Annotated in this window: 13 protein-coding genes; 2 read left to right on the top strand and 11 right to left on the bottom strand. The window is 59.9% G+C overall.

What is annotated here, in order from left to right; all coding sequences use genetic code 11:
• Positions 1–88: 88 nt before the first annotated feature.
• A complete protein-coding gene (locus ACR0K9_RS11450; protein ID WP_480823281.1) occupies positions 89–2,152 on the top strand; it encodes an alpha-amylase family protein in 2,064 nt (687 codons plus the stop codon).
• Positions 2,153–2,181: 29 nt separating this feature from the next.
• On the top strand, positions 2,182–3,021 hold the full coding sequence (locus ACR0K9_RS11455) for a glycerophosphodiester phosphodiesterase (protein WP_480823283.1): 840 nt from the start codon (positions 2,182–2,184) through the stop codon (positions 3,019–3,021).
• A 59-nt stretch (positions 3,022–3,080) separates the two neighbouring features.
• Here the strand turns inward: ACR0K9_RS11455 and ACR0K9_RS11460 are convergent, their stop codons facing one another.
• From ACR0K9_RS11460 to ACR0K9_RS11510, 11 genes are all read right to left on the bottom strand, one after another.
• Entirely contained in the window at positions 3,081–4,634 is a 1,554-nt protein-coding gene (locus ACR0K9_RS11460) for a trimethylamine methyltransferase family protein (RefSeq protein ID WP_480823285.1), read from the bottom strand.
• A gap of 180 nt (positions 4,635–4,814) precedes the next feature.
• Positions 4,815–5,765, bottom strand: coding sequence for a GlxA family transcriptional regulator (locus ACR0K9_RS11465; protein WP_480823286.1), 951 nt, complete (start codon positions 5,763–5,765; stop codon positions 4,815–4,817).
• Between the two features lie 220 nt (positions 5,766–5,985).
• A complete protein-coding gene (locus tag ACR0K9_RS11470) occupies positions 5,986–6,720 on the bottom strand; it encodes an SDR family NAD(P)-dependent oxidoreductase (protein WP_480823288.1) in 735 nt (244 codons plus the stop codon).
• Positions 6,717–7,448, bottom strand: coding sequence for an SDR family NAD(P)-dependent oxidoreductase (locus ACR0K9_RS11475; RefSeq protein WP_480823290.1), 732 nt, complete (start codon positions 7,446–7,448; stop codon positions 6,717–6,719). The genes ACR0K9_RS11470 and ACR0K9_RS11475 overlap by 4 nt, the downstream gene beginning before the upstream one ends.
• A 4-nt stretch (positions 7,449–7,452) precedes the next feature.
• Positions 7,453–8,577: a mandelate racemase/muconate lactonizing enzyme family protein gene (locus ACR0K9_RS11480; RefSeq protein ID WP_480823292.1), complete on the bottom strand. Its 1,125-nt coding sequence runs from the start codon at positions 8,575–8,577 to the stop codon at positions 7,453–7,455.
• Positions 8,577–9,668 carry an alcohol dehydrogenase family protein gene (locus ACR0K9_RS11485; RefSeq protein WP_480823294.1) on the bottom strand — a complete coding sequence of 364 codons (1,092 nt, stop codon included), beginning with the start codon at positions 9,666–9,668 and terminating at the stop codon, positions 8,577–8,579. The genes ACR0K9_RS11480 and ACR0K9_RS11485 overlap by 1 nt, the downstream gene beginning before the upstream one ends.
• A 1-nt stretch (position 9,669) precedes the next feature.
• Positions 9,670–10,779 (bottom strand): mandelate racemase/muconate lactonizing enzyme family protein, encoded by a 1,110-nt coding sequence (locus tag ACR0K9_RS11490; RefSeq protein WP_480823296.1) that lies wholly within the window; start codon positions 10,777–10,779, stop codon positions 9,670–9,672.
• A 37-nt stretch (positions 10,780–10,816) separates the two neighbouring features.
• Entirely contained in the window at positions 10,817–11,368 is a 552-nt protein-coding gene (locus tag ACR0K9_RS11495; RefSeq protein ID WP_480823298.1) for a TetR/AcrR family transcriptional regulator, read from the bottom strand.
• Between the two features lie 168 nt (positions 11,369–11,536).
• On the bottom strand, positions 11,537–13,363 hold the full coding sequence (locus ACR0K9_RS11500) for a BCCT family transporter (protein ID WP_480823300.1): 1,827 nt from the start codon (positions 13,361–13,363) through the stop codon (positions 11,537–11,539).
• Between the two features lie 65 nt (positions 13,364–13,428).
• Positions 13,429–14,769, bottom strand: coding sequence for an NAD(P)/FAD-dependent oxidoreductase (locus ACR0K9_RS11505; RefSeq protein WP_480823302.1), 1,341 nt, complete (start codon positions 14,767–14,769; stop codon positions 13,429–13,431).
• On the bottom strand, positions 14,766–16,262 hold the full coding sequence (locus ACR0K9_RS11510) for an aldehyde dehydrogenase (protein WP_480823304.1): 1,497 nt from the start codon (positions 16,260–16,262) through the stop codon (positions 14,766–14,768). Before ACR0K9_RS11510 ends, ACR0K9_RS11505 begins: the two co-directional genes overlap by 4 nt.
• Between the last annotated feature and the right edge of the window lie 2 nt (positions 16,263–16,264).

Genomic DNA, 16,264 nt, shown 5'->3' on the forward strand with positions numbered 1-16,264 from the left:
GCGACTGCGTAACGCTTTTCGATCCGGCGGCATCTGGTCGCCGGACAGTCACCTTTTGACCGGCATACAATTGAGATGGACGTGACCCATGCACGATAGAGACCCTGACAATTTCCGCTTTCGCCAGATCCATCTGGATTTCCACACCTCAGAACATATCCCCGACGTAGGTGCAGATTTCGATCCGGACCAGTTTGTGCAGGTGCTAAAGGACGGGGCTGTTGATTCCGTCACCCTGTTTGCGCGCTGCCATCACGGCTGGGCATATTACCCCACGCAGATCGGCAAACCGCATCCGCATCTGAAACGGCCTGATCTGCTGGGCGACATGGTGCGCGCCTGCCGCGCCGCTGATATCGAAACGCCGATCTACATGACCGTGCAATGGGACGAACTGACCGCGCGCGAACATCCTGAATGGCGGGTGATGAGCGCGCTGAACACGCCCGCGCATTATGCCGGAATCGAACCCAGCGCGATGCACCAATTGACCCCGGCCTGGCACACGATCTGCCTGAACCATCCGAGCTATATCGACTATGTCATCGCCCTGACCAAAGAGGTCTGCAACGCCTATGCGCCACCGGCTCTGTTCATGGACATCGTGGGATCGAACCAATGCGTCTGCCCGGCCTGTCTGGAGTCGACCGTCGCCATGGGTCAGGATCCGACGACCGAAGCGGGTCGCCGTGCCAACGACAAGGCGCGGATCATGGAATTCTTCGAACGCTTCACGACCGAGATCAACTCGGATTTTCCCGATGTCCGGATCTTTTATAACTCGGGTCATGTGTTCAAAGACAAGGAACGCTATCAGCATTACGGGCAGGTCGAGATCGAAAGTCTGCCAACCGGAGGCTGGGGGTATGATCATTTCCCGGCCTCGGCCCGCTATGCTGACGGGCTCGGCCTGCCGATGCTGGGAATGACCGGCCGGTTTCATACTCATTGGGGAGAGTTCGGAGGGTTCAAACGCCCCGAAGCGCTGATCTTTGAATGCTGCCAGATGCTGGCCATGGGCACGCATTGCTCGATCGGTGACCAGCTGCACCCGCGTGGCGCGATGGACCCGGAAACCTACAAGCTGATCCGACCGGCGTATGAGCGTGTGCGCCAGTTGGAACCCTATGCGCGTGGGGCCGAATATCAGGCCGATGTGGCGCTGATGGTGGTCGAGTCACAGAACCTCCGCCTGGCGTCCCATACCAATCATCGCATTCCGGCCAGTGATCGGGCCGCTGCGCGCACCTTTCTTGAGATGCAGATTCCCTTCGACGCCATCGATGCCGACGCCGATTTTGCCAAATACCGGCTGATCGTGCTGCCTGACGAGGTGCGGCTGGATAAAGTGCTGCAAGATAAGCTGGCCGATTATGTCGCCCAAGGCGGCGCGGTTCTGTCGACGGGCCAGTCGGGGCTGACGCCGGACGGGCAGCGGATGGCGCTGGATATCGGCGCCGATCTGTCGGGTACTGAAATCGCCTTTGATCCGTCTTACGCGTCATTCGACGACGCGTTCGACAGTGATCTGCCCGCGACCCCCTTGGTGATGTATCAGAAGCCGCTGCCCCTGACTGCAACGGACGCCGAGGTTCTGGCGGTGATCCGTCCCTCGTATTTTAACCGCAACTGGGCGCATTTCTGTTCGCATCTGCATACCCCGGAAAACCCCGGGGCCGATGACTTGGGCCCGGCGATGCTGCGTAAGGGGCGGGTGATGCATTGCGCCTATCCGCTGTTCTCGCTCTATGGCGCAACGGGGCAGGTGCTGTACAAATACATGCTGCGCGGGATGATCGACGCGTTGTATCCGGATCGGCTGCTGTCAACCAACCTGCCTTCAGCCACCCGCATGTCGCTGATGCGCCAGCCGAGCGAGGGGCGGGACGTGTTGCACGTCCTCTATGCGCCGACGCAGCTGCGCGGGTCCGGCATGGCGATCACCGATTCCGAGCTGCGGCAGATCGAAGTGATCGAGGACGCCCCCTGGATCAGCGACGGCATCGCCCATATCCGCCGTGATCACGCCCCGGGCCGGGTACGTTGCGCCTATTCCGATGCGGAGTTGGTGTGGGAGTTCGAAAGCGGGTATCTGAATATCTCGCTGCCGCAATTCCATATTCACGCCGCCGTCGTGATCGACGATACATAGCGATGATGGCAATCACTCCGACGCATCTGTTGGCCGCGGACGGGCGCAAGGTCGCTCTGAAATGGCACAAGCTGAAAATCGCGTCGGAAGATACGCCGTTTCAACGCACAAGATTGGTCGAGGCCATTGAAGCCGGCGCCTCTGTAGAAGTGGATCTGACGCCGCATAAGGGCGTCGGATTTGCAGTTTTGCACGACCGGCATCTTTCTTCTGAAACAACAGGCCAGGGTCTGGTCCGTGACACTGACCCGGAGGAAATCCGCAAGCTCAGGCTGTTGCGCATGGACGGTTCGCCGGACAAGCAAGCCCCGATGTGTGATACCGACATTGCCGATTTGCTGGCGGATGCCTCAGACAGCAATGTGCAGGTGCAGTTCGATCTCAAAGGTGGGCCTGAAGAAATCACGACAGCCCATCTGGCGCATCTGGGCAAGCTTCTTTCGGCGCATGCCGGGCATATTGTCGTAAGCAGCCCCCATCGAAAGGTGCTGGATCGACTTTGTCGCCTGGCACCGGGAATCCCACAAGGCTTTGATCCCACTCAATTGCTGCTGCGTCATCTGCAACAGGATAAGAAAGCAAATCTAAACCGCGTGCTTGACGCGTTATCAAGTATCTTGGCACGACTCGACAATACGCCCTTCGATTACGTCTATATCAATTACAGGCTGGTTCTGTTTTTGAAATCTGAGGGTATCGATCTGCCCGACTTCTTGTCTGAGCATGGCGCAACAGTTGATGTCTGGACTTTGGACAGCACAACCGAGAATGCGAGCGACGATCTGGCATCCCTGCTTGCCATGCCCATAGATCAGATCACCACGAATACGGCTGTCTCACTTACCAAACTGAACCCCTCTCAACTTTAGTGCATGCAAACAAAAAAGCCCGCCTGAGAAGGCGGGCCAGTTTGGGGAGGGAAGCGTGCTTAGTACGTCTGGTTCAGCTCGTCTGCGGCAGGAATTTCCCGCTCGCGGCGGGCGATATAGTCCAGCAGCTCTTCGTTCTTGGCTTCATCCAGCTTGGGTTCTTCATATTCACCCAGCAGCTTCTTGGCGTGTTTCAGAGCCCGTTCAGTGATCTCGACACTGCCTTCGGCAACCCATTGCTCGATCGAGTTGTTGTCGAACAGGTCGGGCATGAAAAACGCCTGCTGGAAGTTGTCCTGCGTGTGCGGGTGACCCAGATAGTGGCCGCCGGGGCCGACATCCGGAACGGCCGCAACCGCCTGATCGAAATCGTGCCATTTCGGACCTTCGGCCATCCGGTAGGCCATGGCGCATTGTTCCGCGTCCACGATGAACTTGGCGGTCGAGCAGTGCATCCCGGCCTCGTTCCAGCCTGCCGAGTGCCAGATATAGTTCGCCCCGGCATGCATGACGGCCTGCAACGTGGTGGCGGATTCGTATCCGGCCTGCGCGTCAAATGTCTTGGCCCCGCCCAGCGTGTTCGAAGTACGCCACGGCACATCATAGAACCGCGCCATCTGGCCGATCATGAAGTTCATCAGGCTGATTTCCGGAGTCCCCGCCATCGGTGCGCCCGATTTCATCGAAACGGTCGACAGGTAGTGGCCCCAGATAGCCGGAGCGCCCTTGCGGATCACCTGTGTATAGGCCAGCGCCGATAACGCCTCGGCGGTCAGCTGCGCCACGGTGGCGGGCACCGAAGCGGGCGTGTTGGCGCCGCCCAGAACGAAGGGCGAGCACAGAACCGGCTGATTGCGGCGGCAGAAGGCGCGCATCGCGCCCAGCATGGTTTCATCCCAGACCAGCGGGCTGTTGCCATTACAGTTGCCGGTGGTGACGGGGTTGGCGTCGATGAACTCGTCACCAAACAGGATGGCGCACATATCCATGACATCCTCAGCGTTCTTGGGCGAGGTGGTCATACCCATGAACATCTTGTCCGAGTATTTCATCGACGAATAGGTGATGCGCAGGTGGCGCTGGCTGATCGGATGATCGTAGGGCTCGACAATATGGTGCGCCGTGCTGTGCATTGCGGGCATCATATGCGCCAGCTTGTGGAACATCGCCAGATCGTCCAGCGTCGGGTTCCGGCGCACATCGTCCAGATCGCGCAGGAACGGCGCGCCGGTCATCGGCACGAACACCGCATGTTTGCCACCCAGTTTCAGGCTCTTCTGCGGATCGCGCGCGTGATAGGTGAACTGCGCCGGGATGGTCGCGATCAGCTCGCGCACCATGTTGCGGTCCAGATAGACCAGTTCATCGACGACCTTGGCACCGGCTTTCTTCCAGTCCTCCAAAGCAATCGGATCGCGGAACTGAACGCCGACGTTTTCCAGAATGTCCATGGCCGCGTTGTCGATCATCTCTACCTGCGAGCCATCCATCACCTCGCAATGCGGCAGGTTGTTGGTCAGGCCCGGCAGCATGTCAAACTTTGGTGCGGTACGAATTGCCCGGCGGGCAGAACGACCGCCCGAGCGGGAGCGGGTAGGGCTTTCAGTGGTCATCGTGAGTCTCCAGAATTCTCGCCGTATATCGCATCTCTGGCGGGTTCCTGCCTCCAATCTTGCGAAGCAAATTTGATAGATGCGACATATCTTCGGCGCAAATGCGATCACCCGCCTTGTCCGATCTGCAAGGCGCAAATCAGACCGCGACGATTAAAAACCGTTTCCGGAGTGTGCGGCCTAACTCAATTTGTTCCGCTGCGCCTGCGGAGAGACACCAAAGCGCGCGCGATAGACCTTCGAGAAGTGACCGGGGCTTTCATATCCGCAGGCCATTGAAATATCCGTCACAGAATCTTCGGTCTGCAACAGAAGCTTCCGAGCGCGATCCAGTCTCATCTCGACATAGTATTTCTTTGGTGTGGAATTCAGATATTTACCGAACAGCCGCTCAAGCTGGCGGGTGGAAATTCCAAGATTGGTTGCAATCGAAGACGGCGGGATCGGGTCGTCAATCTGATCGCGCATGATGCGAATGGCCCCGACCAGATGTTTGTTGCGCATACCATTTCTGGACTGCAACGAGACGCGCTGCTCGGCCGTCGCGTTGCGAACAGCGACATAGACCATCTGATCAGCTACATCGAGCGCGAGGTCTTCGCCGTGATCTGCTTCGATCAGATGCAGCATGAGATCCGCGGTCGCTGTACCCCCGGACGCCGTGATGTGTTTTTCATCCGCAACAAAAACGTTGCGCACCAGATTTACATCCGGAAATGCCTCCATGAAGCTGTCGTGATATTCCCAGTGTATCGCTGCTTTGCATCCTTTCAGAAAACCAGCCTCGGCCAATATCCACGCGCCCGAGCAAAGAGCGCCGATTTCAGTTCCCTTGGCCCGTTCCCGGCGCAGCGCTGACAATAGCGGGCGGCTGACATGATTGCGCATGTTGATACCCGACAATACCAACAGCCTGTGGCATTTGGCAGCCGAAGAAAAATCCCCGTCGACCAGGGTTTTGGACCCGTTCGAGGATGTGACAGACACTCCATCTTCAGAATGCAGCGACCAGTCGTACAGGTTTTCACCGCTGATCAGATTTGCGATGCGCAATGGTTCCACTGCGCATGAGAATGCGAGGTGAGAAAACTCATCTGTCAGGAAAAATACGAACTTCTGTGTCTGGGACATGATCGTCGCGACCGCCGGTTAACCGACTTGCAATACTGTGTGAGGTGAAATTGTGGCTATATTACCGACTATGGGGCGTCAAGCCAGCCTGGGGGATGTATTGCAAACTTAGTGGGTCGATCAATTCCGGTATTTCTTAGGGCGGATAGTCCGGATCAGTGTTGCGAAAAGGCGCTGCAAAAGCGCGGCGCCGGAACGAATTGGCATCGCACATTTGCTCTTAGGGCAGGCTGAGCTTTGCCATGCGTCCGCCGTCGACGGTATACACCTGTCCGGTGATAAACCCGCTTTCCTCGGCCGCAAGGAACGCAGCCAACGCGGCCACTTCTTCAGGTTTACCAGTGCGGGCGACGGGGTGGATTTTTCCGATATCGCGTCGAAAGGCGTCGGGATCGGGCATCGTTTCGATGAAGTCGAGATTCAGCTCGGTATCGATCCAGCCCGGCGCGATCGCATTGCAGCGGATACCCTCGGCCCCTTGATCGACCGCAACGGCGCGCGTCAGCCCGTGCAGCCCGGCCTTCGAGGCGCAATAGGCCGCGTGGCCGGGATTGCTGCCCAGCCCTTCAATGGACCCGGTGTTGACGATGCTGCCACGTGTTTTGCGCAGATGGGGCAGGGCGGCCTGTATCATCAGAAACGGCGCTGTCAGATTGACCGTCAGGTTCTTTTGCCAGTCCGCCAGCGACATGTCTTCGACCCGGGCCTCCTGCATCATCCCGGCATTGTTCACCAGAACATCCAATTGACCTGCGCGCGAAATGACCTCGGCCACGACTTGCGAGGGGCTTTCAGGATCGGTGAAATCCGCCGCGACCCCTTCGAAGCGAGGCTCGGCACCTCGCTGCGCGGTGAAGACGCGTGCGCCCTCGGACGCCAGACGTTCGGCAATTGCCTGCCCGATGCCCGAACGCCCGCCGGTGACCAGCACCACCTTGTTCTCAAACCGCCTCATGCGACCGGCTTCCCGCCATTCACCTCGACCAGCGTGCCGCACATATAGCGCGCCGCGTCCGAGGCCAGGAACAGGACCACATCGGCGATGTCGTCCGGCTCAGCGATGCGGCCCAGCGGTACGGTCTGGCCCAGCTCGGCCACCGCCTTGTCAGGGTCAAAGCCGCGCTTGGCAAAGCCCGAGCGCAGCATCGGCGTATTCACTTCGTTCGGGCAAACTGCGTTGATACGGATGCCCTGATGCGCGTGGTCCATGCCCATGCATTCGGTCAGCGAGGCGATTGCGGCCTTGGTCATGCAATACAGCGCGTGGTTCGGCCCCGGCGCCTTACCGCCCCAGCACGAGGCGGTGTTGACGATGGCCCCACCACCCGTCTCGGCCATCAGCGGGATGGCCGCGCGGCAGATGCGGAACGGGGCCTCGACATTGACGCCCATCGACAGGGACCAGTCAGCGTCCGAGGTCTCGGTCACCGGCCCGCGCGTGATCACGCCCGCGTTGTTGATGACGATGTCCAGCCCGCCCAACGCGTCATGTGCGGCCCGAGGCAGCGCGTCGCAATAGCCTGCCTCCAGCAGATCGCCGGGCAAATGTGCCTCGGCAGTCAGGTTGTCGGTTGCACGGTCTGCCACTGCCACCCGCGCGCCATTTTGGCGCAGCTTGTCGACAATGGCCTGACCGATGCCGCCCGCAGCGCCGGTGACCAATGCGCGTTTTCCTTCGAACATTTTGTTATAACTCCCAGGTTTCGAGTGGAGTGCCCAGAAGATCGCGGTCTACGGTGACCCCCAATCCCGGTGCGTCGGGTGGCAGAACGCCGCCCTCCTGCACAGGGGCGTCAAACGCGCCGATCTGGAATTCAATGATGTCGCGGGTATCAAGTACACAGCGCAGCAGGTTGGTCGGAACGGTGGCTCCCATATGCACGATGGCCGCAAAGGACAGGGTTGATCCCGTGGTGTCCTGCACGCTCATGGTCAGACCGGCGGCGCGACAGATGTCACGCTGGCGACGCGAATGGGTCAGGCCGCCCGCCTTGGTGATTTTCAGGCCAATACCGTCTGCCACATCATTGGCCACCAGCATGGCAACGTCCTCGTCCAGCTGTGTCAGCTCATCCAGAATGACCGGCACGTCGGTGCGGGCGCGCAGCGACATGGTCTCGCGCCAGGTCGAGCACGGCGCTTCCAGCACGAAATCCAGACCCGATGGCAAGGCGCGCAGCATCCGCAGCGCGGTTTCCGGCACCAGCCCACCATTGGCGTCGACGATGAAGTATTCGCCCGGCTGACGGTCGGCCAGCGAGGCTGCGATACGTTCCGCATCCAGCGCCGGGCCGCCTTCGGCCTCGGACGCGCCCACCTTGACCGAGTGACCGCGATACCCCTTGGCGCGGTGTTCGGCGACACGTGCGCGCATATCCTCTGGCGTACCGGCGTAAATCGAACTGATCGTCGGCAGCCGTTGCCCCGTTGCCCCGCCCAGCAGGGTGCAGACCGGCAGACCGACGGATTTGCCGAACAGGTCCCAGCAGGCGGCGTCTATGGCGGCTTTGGCGTGGTTGTGGCCCAGCAGCGCCTCGTCCATCGCGTCGTTGATCCGGTCGACGTGGCGCGGATCACGCCCGATCAGATGGGGCGCGATCTCGGCAACCCCGGCGCGGGTTCCCATGCCATGCGCCGCGATGTAGTTCGGACCGAACGGCGTGCTTTCGCCCCAGCCTTCGGTGCCGTCATCGGCCGTGACGCAGACGAAAGTGCCGTCAAAGCTGGTGTAGATCCGCCCGCCCGACAGCTCGTAAGCGCCGTGGGCATAGGGCAGGTCCACCTGGAACATTTCGATTCTCTTGATTTTCATCACGACACCTGCGGCGGGATCAGCACCAGCTGACCGGTATGTTTCTTGGCCAAAAAATCCTCCTGAGCGATGGCGATATCGCTCAGCGGATAGGTCTTGGCAACGACGGGGCGGATTTCCCCGGCCTCGATGTATTTCACCAGGTTTTCGAACACGACGTCTTCCTGAAAGGTGCAGCCGAACAGGGTCAGGTCCTTGAGGTAGAGCGTGCGAATGTCGATCTCGCAGATTGGCCCGGCGATGGCCCCGGCGGTGGCATAGCGCCCGCCACGGCGTAGAACGTCCAGGAGGCTGGGCCATTGCGGACCCGCGACCAGATCGACGACGACGTCGATCGAGCCCGCGCCCAGTTCCGCCACCAGATCGGCGTCGCGGTCCAGAATGCGGTCTGCGCCAAGCGCCTTGACCGCATCGGCTTTCGACGGTGAACACATCGCGATTACATGCGCACCGCGGCGTTTGGCCAGTTGCACCGCAGCAGAACCAACACCACCCGAAGCACCGGTGATCAGTACGGTTTCCGCCCCGACATTGGCGCGGTGCAGCATGCCTTCGGCGGTGGAATAGGCACAAGGGATGGCAGCCAGTTCGACGTCATCCCAATCGCAGTTCACCGCGTGGGTTTCCTGTGACGGGGCAACACAGAACTGGGCAAAACCACCATCGCATTCGCTGCCGATGGTCCAGCATTCATAGGGGCGATATTCGACATAGGTGCGCAGCATATTGCGCACGATCACACGCTCGCCGATGCGGGCCGGATCGACGCCTTCGCCAACGGCGGCGATATGGCCGCAGACATCGGCACCCTGAATGCGGGGGAAGGTCAGCGGCGTGCCGGACCAGCTGGCATCGTCGTCATCGACGCTGTCGAACCCTTCGGCCCCGCCGGTGTTGGTATCCTCAGTCACCGCCTTGGAATACCAACCGATGCGTGTGTTGATATCGGTGTTGTTGACACCGGCTGCAGCGACGCGGATCAGCACCTCGCCCGCCTTTGGTTGAGGCACTGCAACGTCGTCACGATAGGCCAGCTTGTCGATGCCGCCATGGCCGGTCAGTTGTACGGCATGCATGGTTTTGGGGATCATCTCAGCCTCCGAAAGACGCGACCGGCGCGCCGAATTTGGTTTCATCCGGCGTGACGCCCAGACCGGGGCCGGTGGGGCGCTGGATATGGCCGCCGACAATCTGGATACCGTTCTCGGGATCGTAATTGCCCTCGATATAAGGCGCGGCCAGCCAGACGCCTTCGGACAGGGAGGGGCGCACGGTCGCGCCGATCTGGGTACAGGCGGCAGCAATGATATCGCCACCCCAGTTGTCGTCGCAGGTATGAGGCAGGTTGCGCGCCTCGCAGATATCGCGGAAGGTGCGCATGTTCTGCAGCCCGCCGATCCGGGTGACTTTCATGCCGAACCCGTCGACCAATCCGGTGCCCACGGCCGAGATCACCGTGTTCAGATCGACGCTGTTTTCATCCATATAGATGGCATGGGTGACCTGAGGGCGGATCTTCTGAAGATCCTGATAGGTGTTGCAGGGCTGTTCCATGACAAATGGAATATCGGGGCATTCCCGGCTGACCCGCAGCGCGTCGCGGGTGGTCCAGCCACGGTTGGCATCAACCGCCATGCGGATGCCCGAGCCCTTGATCACTTCCCAGACCTTGCGCACGGTCTCGATATCCACCTCGACAGGGCGGCCGCCGACCTTGACCTGAAGGCGCGGATAGCCCTCATCCATTTTCTCTTTGGCCAGACGCGCGATCTCATCCGGTGCGCCAACGCCGGTGGCGTAGTACGAGGGGACACGGTCCATCTGCGCCCCGCCCAGCAGGTCGGCCACGTTCACGCCCAGTTTCTTGCCCAGAAGGTCGTGCGCGGCGATGTCGATAGCGGCCTTGGCATAGTTGTGACCGTTCAGCAGGCTGTTCATCTTGTGATGCAGCGCCATTGGCCAGACTTCAGCCCCAATCAGCCCCTCGGCCAATACGCCAAGCGCCGCGCGGGCGCCGCCGACATGGCTTTCGGAATAGGTCGCACCAACCGGGCAGGTCTCGCCCCAGCCGATGGTGCCATCTTCGGCCACCAGTTTGACCAGCGTGGTATCCAGTGCCCAGACCTCGGCATTGGCCATCGTGTAGGGGCCGTTCTTTACCGGCAGGTCATATGCGTAGATGTGGAGTTCCTTGATCTTCACGTCAGATCCTCTTGTCAATTTGCCGGTTGGTCCGGCTTTAGTGAATATGTGCGGACCCAAGCAGCGCACGGGCGCAGCGCATGGTGGCGTCGGTTGCGGGTTTTGCTCCGATCAGACGGGCGCTTTCGGTCAGCCCCTCGTGCAGGACGAACAATGCTTCGGACAGAGCATCGGCATCGCATTCCGGGCTGATGTGCAACAATCGCGTGCGGAACATGTTTCTGACACGCGTTTTGTGTTCGAGAACCGCCTGTCGGATGGCATCGCTTTCGGGATAGGCGGCCAGAGCATTGCGGAACAGACAGCCCGTGTTTGAAATCTCGTACAACCAGTCCGACAGACGAACGATTACGTGCAACACGTGGTCCGCACCCACTTTATCGTCCTGACCTATCCAGTCGGAATAGGTCGCGTCCCGGTGGTTCAATGCGCCGATCACCATCGCCTCGCGGCTGGGGAAATGCTTGTACAGCGTCCTGAGCGAAACATTTGCTCCGGCGCGCAACGCCTCGACCCCTTGGGTGGCAAAGCCCATTTCGGAAAACTGGCGATCAAGATTTTCGGCGATCTGAGTCTGGGTATCAGTCATGAGCGCACGGGTAGAGTGATCACTCTACCCGTGCGCAGCAGATTGCGACAACACTGTCTTCTGAGCGACAAAAAATGAAATTGAACTCAGCGACTGCGTGATGCGTCTGGCGAATAAAAAAACGCCGCCCTAAAGGGGGCGGCGTTGATCATTTGGTGTGTATAGCGCTTACTCGGCGGCCTGAGCTTCAGTAGAACCGTGCTTGTCGCGCTGGCTGTCGCGGTAAAGCGCCTTGGCCAGAGCGACCATCATCAGGCCCATCACCATGGTGAATGGCAACGCGCCGATGATCATCGCATTGCGCAGCGCGTCCATCGGGTTGTTTTCGCCTGCTGCCAGAATTAGCGCGCCGATCACAGCGGTCAGGATCAGACCCCAGATGATGCGGTGCTTGATGCCGGTTTCCTGGCTGCCGCCCGACATGATCGTGTTCATCACCAGAATTCCCGAGTCCGCCGAGGTCACCAGGAAGGTCATGATCAGGATCACGCACATCACGTTCAGCATCGACAGCAGGCCACCGTCGATCATATAGGACAGCGTTACGAACAGTTTGTTTGTGTTCGACGCTCCGATGATCGCGCCACCGGCTTCGCCGGCGAGTTCCAGATCAATGGCGGTACCACCCAGAACTGTCATCCATGCAAAGCAGACCAGCGCCGGTGCGAACACACAGCCCAGGATGAACTCACGCACGGTGCGACCCTTGGAGATGCGCGCCAGGAACAGACCCACAAAGGGCGAGAACGCAATCCACCAGGCCCAGTAGAACGTGGTCCAGCCCGCTTGCCAGCCGAACTGACGACCCTGCTCACCCGCGGCATAGGCTGCAGCCAGCGTTGCTTCGTCCAGCTCTGCAGCTGCGCCCTCCAGACCGCTCTTGAAGCCGTCAAAGCTGCCCCAGGCATTGGTCGCGCCACCCATCAGGGCATCCGCATGGGCCTGTGCTTCGGCGGGCAGAGCTGCCGCGAAGGATTCAGCCGACAGCGGACCATAGGCGCCAAAGCTCAGCCAGAGGAAGTTCAGGATGTAGTCCACCATTGCCGAACCATAGGTGGTCATGGCGAAGACGAACGAGCCGAATACGACAAAGGTACCCAGCAGGATGATCGACAGCACCAGGTTCAGGTTCGACAGGTATTTCACACCCCGTCCAACACCGGAGACCGCCGAGATGATCGAAAGGCCCATGATGACAAGCAGTCCTGCGATCAGGCCCACTTTCGACGGAGTCGGAACATCGCCGCCCAGATTCATCACCCATTCCATGCCGGTGATCGCATAGACACCGTCGATGAACTGGCTGACACCATAGCCGATGGTCACCGAGACACCCAGAATCGTTGCAACAACACCCAGCACGTCAACAACATGGCCCAGAAAGCCGTTCAGCAGTTTGCCGAAAAGCGGAGTGAGCGCGGCACGGATGGTCAGGGGCATATCGCGGGTATAGGCATAATAGGCCAGCGACAGACCGGTCACCACATAGATCGCCCAGGCGTGGAAGCCATAGTGCAGGTAGGTGTATCGATAGGCCGACTGGACCGCTTCGGGTTCATTGCCCGGAACGTCCCCGGCGACGACCACGGGGTTTGATCCCCACAGCCCCAGCGGTTCAGCGGTGGCAAACACCATCAGGCCCACACCAAGGCCGGCGCCAAACATCATCGAGAACCACGAGAAGTTCGAAAACTCGGGCTTCTCACCCGGAGTACCCATGACTCGCTTGCCAGTGGCCGGGATGAGCGCAACAATCGCAAGGAAGAAGAAAAACAGCCCCACGATGATGACATAAAAGCTGTTGAAGCTTTCCAGCAGTCTGCCATTCAGGCTGCCCAGAGTACCGTTTGCATTGGCCGGAAACACCAGCGCCCAAAGCACAAGCGCGACCATGATGCCCTTACTGATCAGGGCAATCGGTACACTGTTATTCTCATAAAAACCGCTATCTGCCGTTTTTATCTCTAGATCTGTAAATGGTTCTTTTATCGACATTTGATATCTCCCGTGTCGTGTCGAAAGCCATTACCTGGCTTTTTTGCTTGATGACTTGTTTAGTTTTACTCGTTTTTAGCGTTCCACTCCTTCCAACGCAGTACGATATTTGCCCCGATTTCCCGAAGCGGCTGAGGGGGTAGTCGTTTAGGTCTCGTTTCGGCGCTAAAATGTTGAGAAATTTCAGAGCTTTGGCCGCAAGCAAGCTCGGCCGCCGCGATTCCGGTCAAAGTCCCGCGAGCGGTCCCCAACCCGTTCTGGACGCAGCCGGAATAGACGCCCGTGTCAATCTCACGCGTGACAGAAACGCCGTTGAGACTCAGGCAGAGGTGACCGGCCCATTGATGCTCCATCTGCGTTCCAGCCAGTTGCGGGAAGCGCTGATCGAACTTGCGCTGCATCACGCGCGAAGCCCGACGCAGATCGTTCTGTGTCGCTGCCATTCCGGGTCGCAGGGCTGCGCAAGTGCGCGTAACAATCCGATTGCCACCCTGACCGGTGTCGATACGGCGCATCGTCGTACCCATGGGATCCGAAGGTGTCACGCCCCAGCGTGACTGGCCGCCCAGCTTCGCCAGTGCCTCACTGTCCAGTTCCGGCGTCATCACCGCGAACAGGAACAGCTGCATCAGGCGGTTGCGCTCGATGCCAAAGCTTTCCAGATGGCCATTGACCGTCAGCACCAGTTTCGGCGCGGTAACCGAGCCCTTCTCGGTCTGAACCTGCCAGCCTTCTCCGTCGCGGACAAAGCCGGTGACGGGGCTGTTTTCGAAGATGCGCACGCCTTGCCCAGCCAAACCATCCGCCAATCCGCGAATATAGCCTGCGGGCTGCAACATGACTGTGCCCGGCGTATAAAGACCTGAAATATAGTGGCGCGAGCCTGTCAGTTCGAACATCTGCTGTGGGTCCAGCGCCTGACTTTCCTCGCCCAGCGATGTCAGATGTTTCGCATAGCTTTGGTTATGCGCTTGTCCGGCCTCGCTGGCCGCACCGTTCACCTTGCCCGCCTGGTCAAAGTAATTCGGGTCGATCTGATATTCCTCGACCGCCGCGCGGGCAAAGCCGATGGCCTGACGGTTCAGGTCGATCATCTTGCGATCGTCGCCACTGCCTGCATAGTCGTCCGAGGCCAGATCGTGCGGCAGGTCGATCATGAAACCCGAATTCCGGCCAGCCGCACCTTCGGCAATGCGACCTGCCTCGACCACGACAACCTTTGCTTCGGGTTCCAATTGTGTGATGCGGCGTGCCGCTGTCAAACCAGCGAACCCGCCGCCGACCACGACAATGTCGGCGCTCAGATTACCGTCCAATACCGAAGCAGGGGCCTGAGCCCCCAAAATGGCATTCCAGGCTGCCGGTCCGCGTTGGACCGGCAGGGATTTTGCGGTGTACCGCGTCAACTCACGGCCTCATCGGCGTCATCGGACAGATCAATCCAGATTGTTTTCAACTGGGTGTACTGATCATGGGCATGAACCGAGTTGTCGCGACCACCAAAACCCGACTGTTTGTAGCCACCAAACGGCGTCGAGATGTCGCCTTCGCCGAAACTGTTGACCGTCACGGTACCGGCACGCAGGGCGCGGGCCCCACGAATGGCGCGCTTGGCGTTGGCGGTGAAGATCGACGCGCACAACCCGTATTCGGTGTCGTTGGCCACCTGAATCGCCTCGTCAAAGCCAGAGACTTCGATCACCGACAGCACCGGGCCAAAGATCTCTTCCCGGGCCAGAACCGCGTTGTTGTCGGCAACCTCGACCACGGTTGCTTCGACAAAGCCGCTGTCGGCCTTGCCGCCGATGACCACGTTCTCGGCCTGATCCAGATAGCTGCAGACCTTGTTGTAATGGCCTTCGGACACCAGAGCGCCCATTCGGGTTTCCGGGTCCAGCGGATCGCCGATGTTCCACTGTTTGGCGTGATGTGCGATACACTCCAGCAGTTCCGCCTTGACCGCCTTGTGCACGATCAGGCGGGACGAGGCCGAGCAATTTTCGCCCATGTTCCAGAACGCGCCGTTGACCAGATGCTGGGCCACGCGGTCCAGATTCTCGGCGTCGTCCATGACCACGGCGGGGTTCTTGCCGCCCATTTCCAGCACCATTTCCTTGGCGTTGGATTCCGCTGAATAGGTCAGGAATTTCTTGCCGGTCACGGTCGAGCCAGTGAAGGACACCATGTCGATATCCATGTGACGGCCGATGGGTTCGCCCACCTCGCCGCCGCCGCCGGGGACGATATTCAGGACACCAGCGGGCACACCGGCCTCCTTCGCCAGTTCGGCGACGCGCAGCGCGGTCAGAGTGGTTTCCTTGGCCGGTTTGATCACTAGTGAACAGCCAGCCGCCAGCGCCGGGCCGATCTTCCACGCCAGCATCAGCAGCGGGAAGTTCCATGGCAGCACCAGACCCACGACGCCGATCGGTTCGCGTACCACCATGGCGATGTGATCGTCGCTGGCGGGGCTGACCTGATCATAGAGCTTGTCGATGGCTTCCGCGTGCCATTTCAGGCAGTGGATGGTTTCCGGCACATCGACGGTTTCGCAGTCATAGATGGTCTTGCCGCTGTCGAGGCTTTCCATCACCGCCAGTTCGCGCGCGTTGCGGGTCATCAGTTTGCACAGACGGATCAGAACGTCCTTGCGTTCCGACGGGTGCATCTTGGACCAGCGGCCATCGTCAAACGCCTCACGCGCCTTTTCGACGGCAAAATCGACATCCTCGGTGCCACATGCCGCGATCTCGGCCAGCGCCTCGCCGGTGGCCGGGTTAGTGCTGGTGAAGGTCTTGCCGGATGCGGCAGGGCGGAAGGTGCCGTCGATGAAGGCCCCGGTGGGCAGGTCCAGACCGGCGGCGATGGATTTGTATTCGTCCTGTGTCAGCAGATCCATGT

This window comes from Ruegeria sp. L12 (assembly GCF_056531745.1).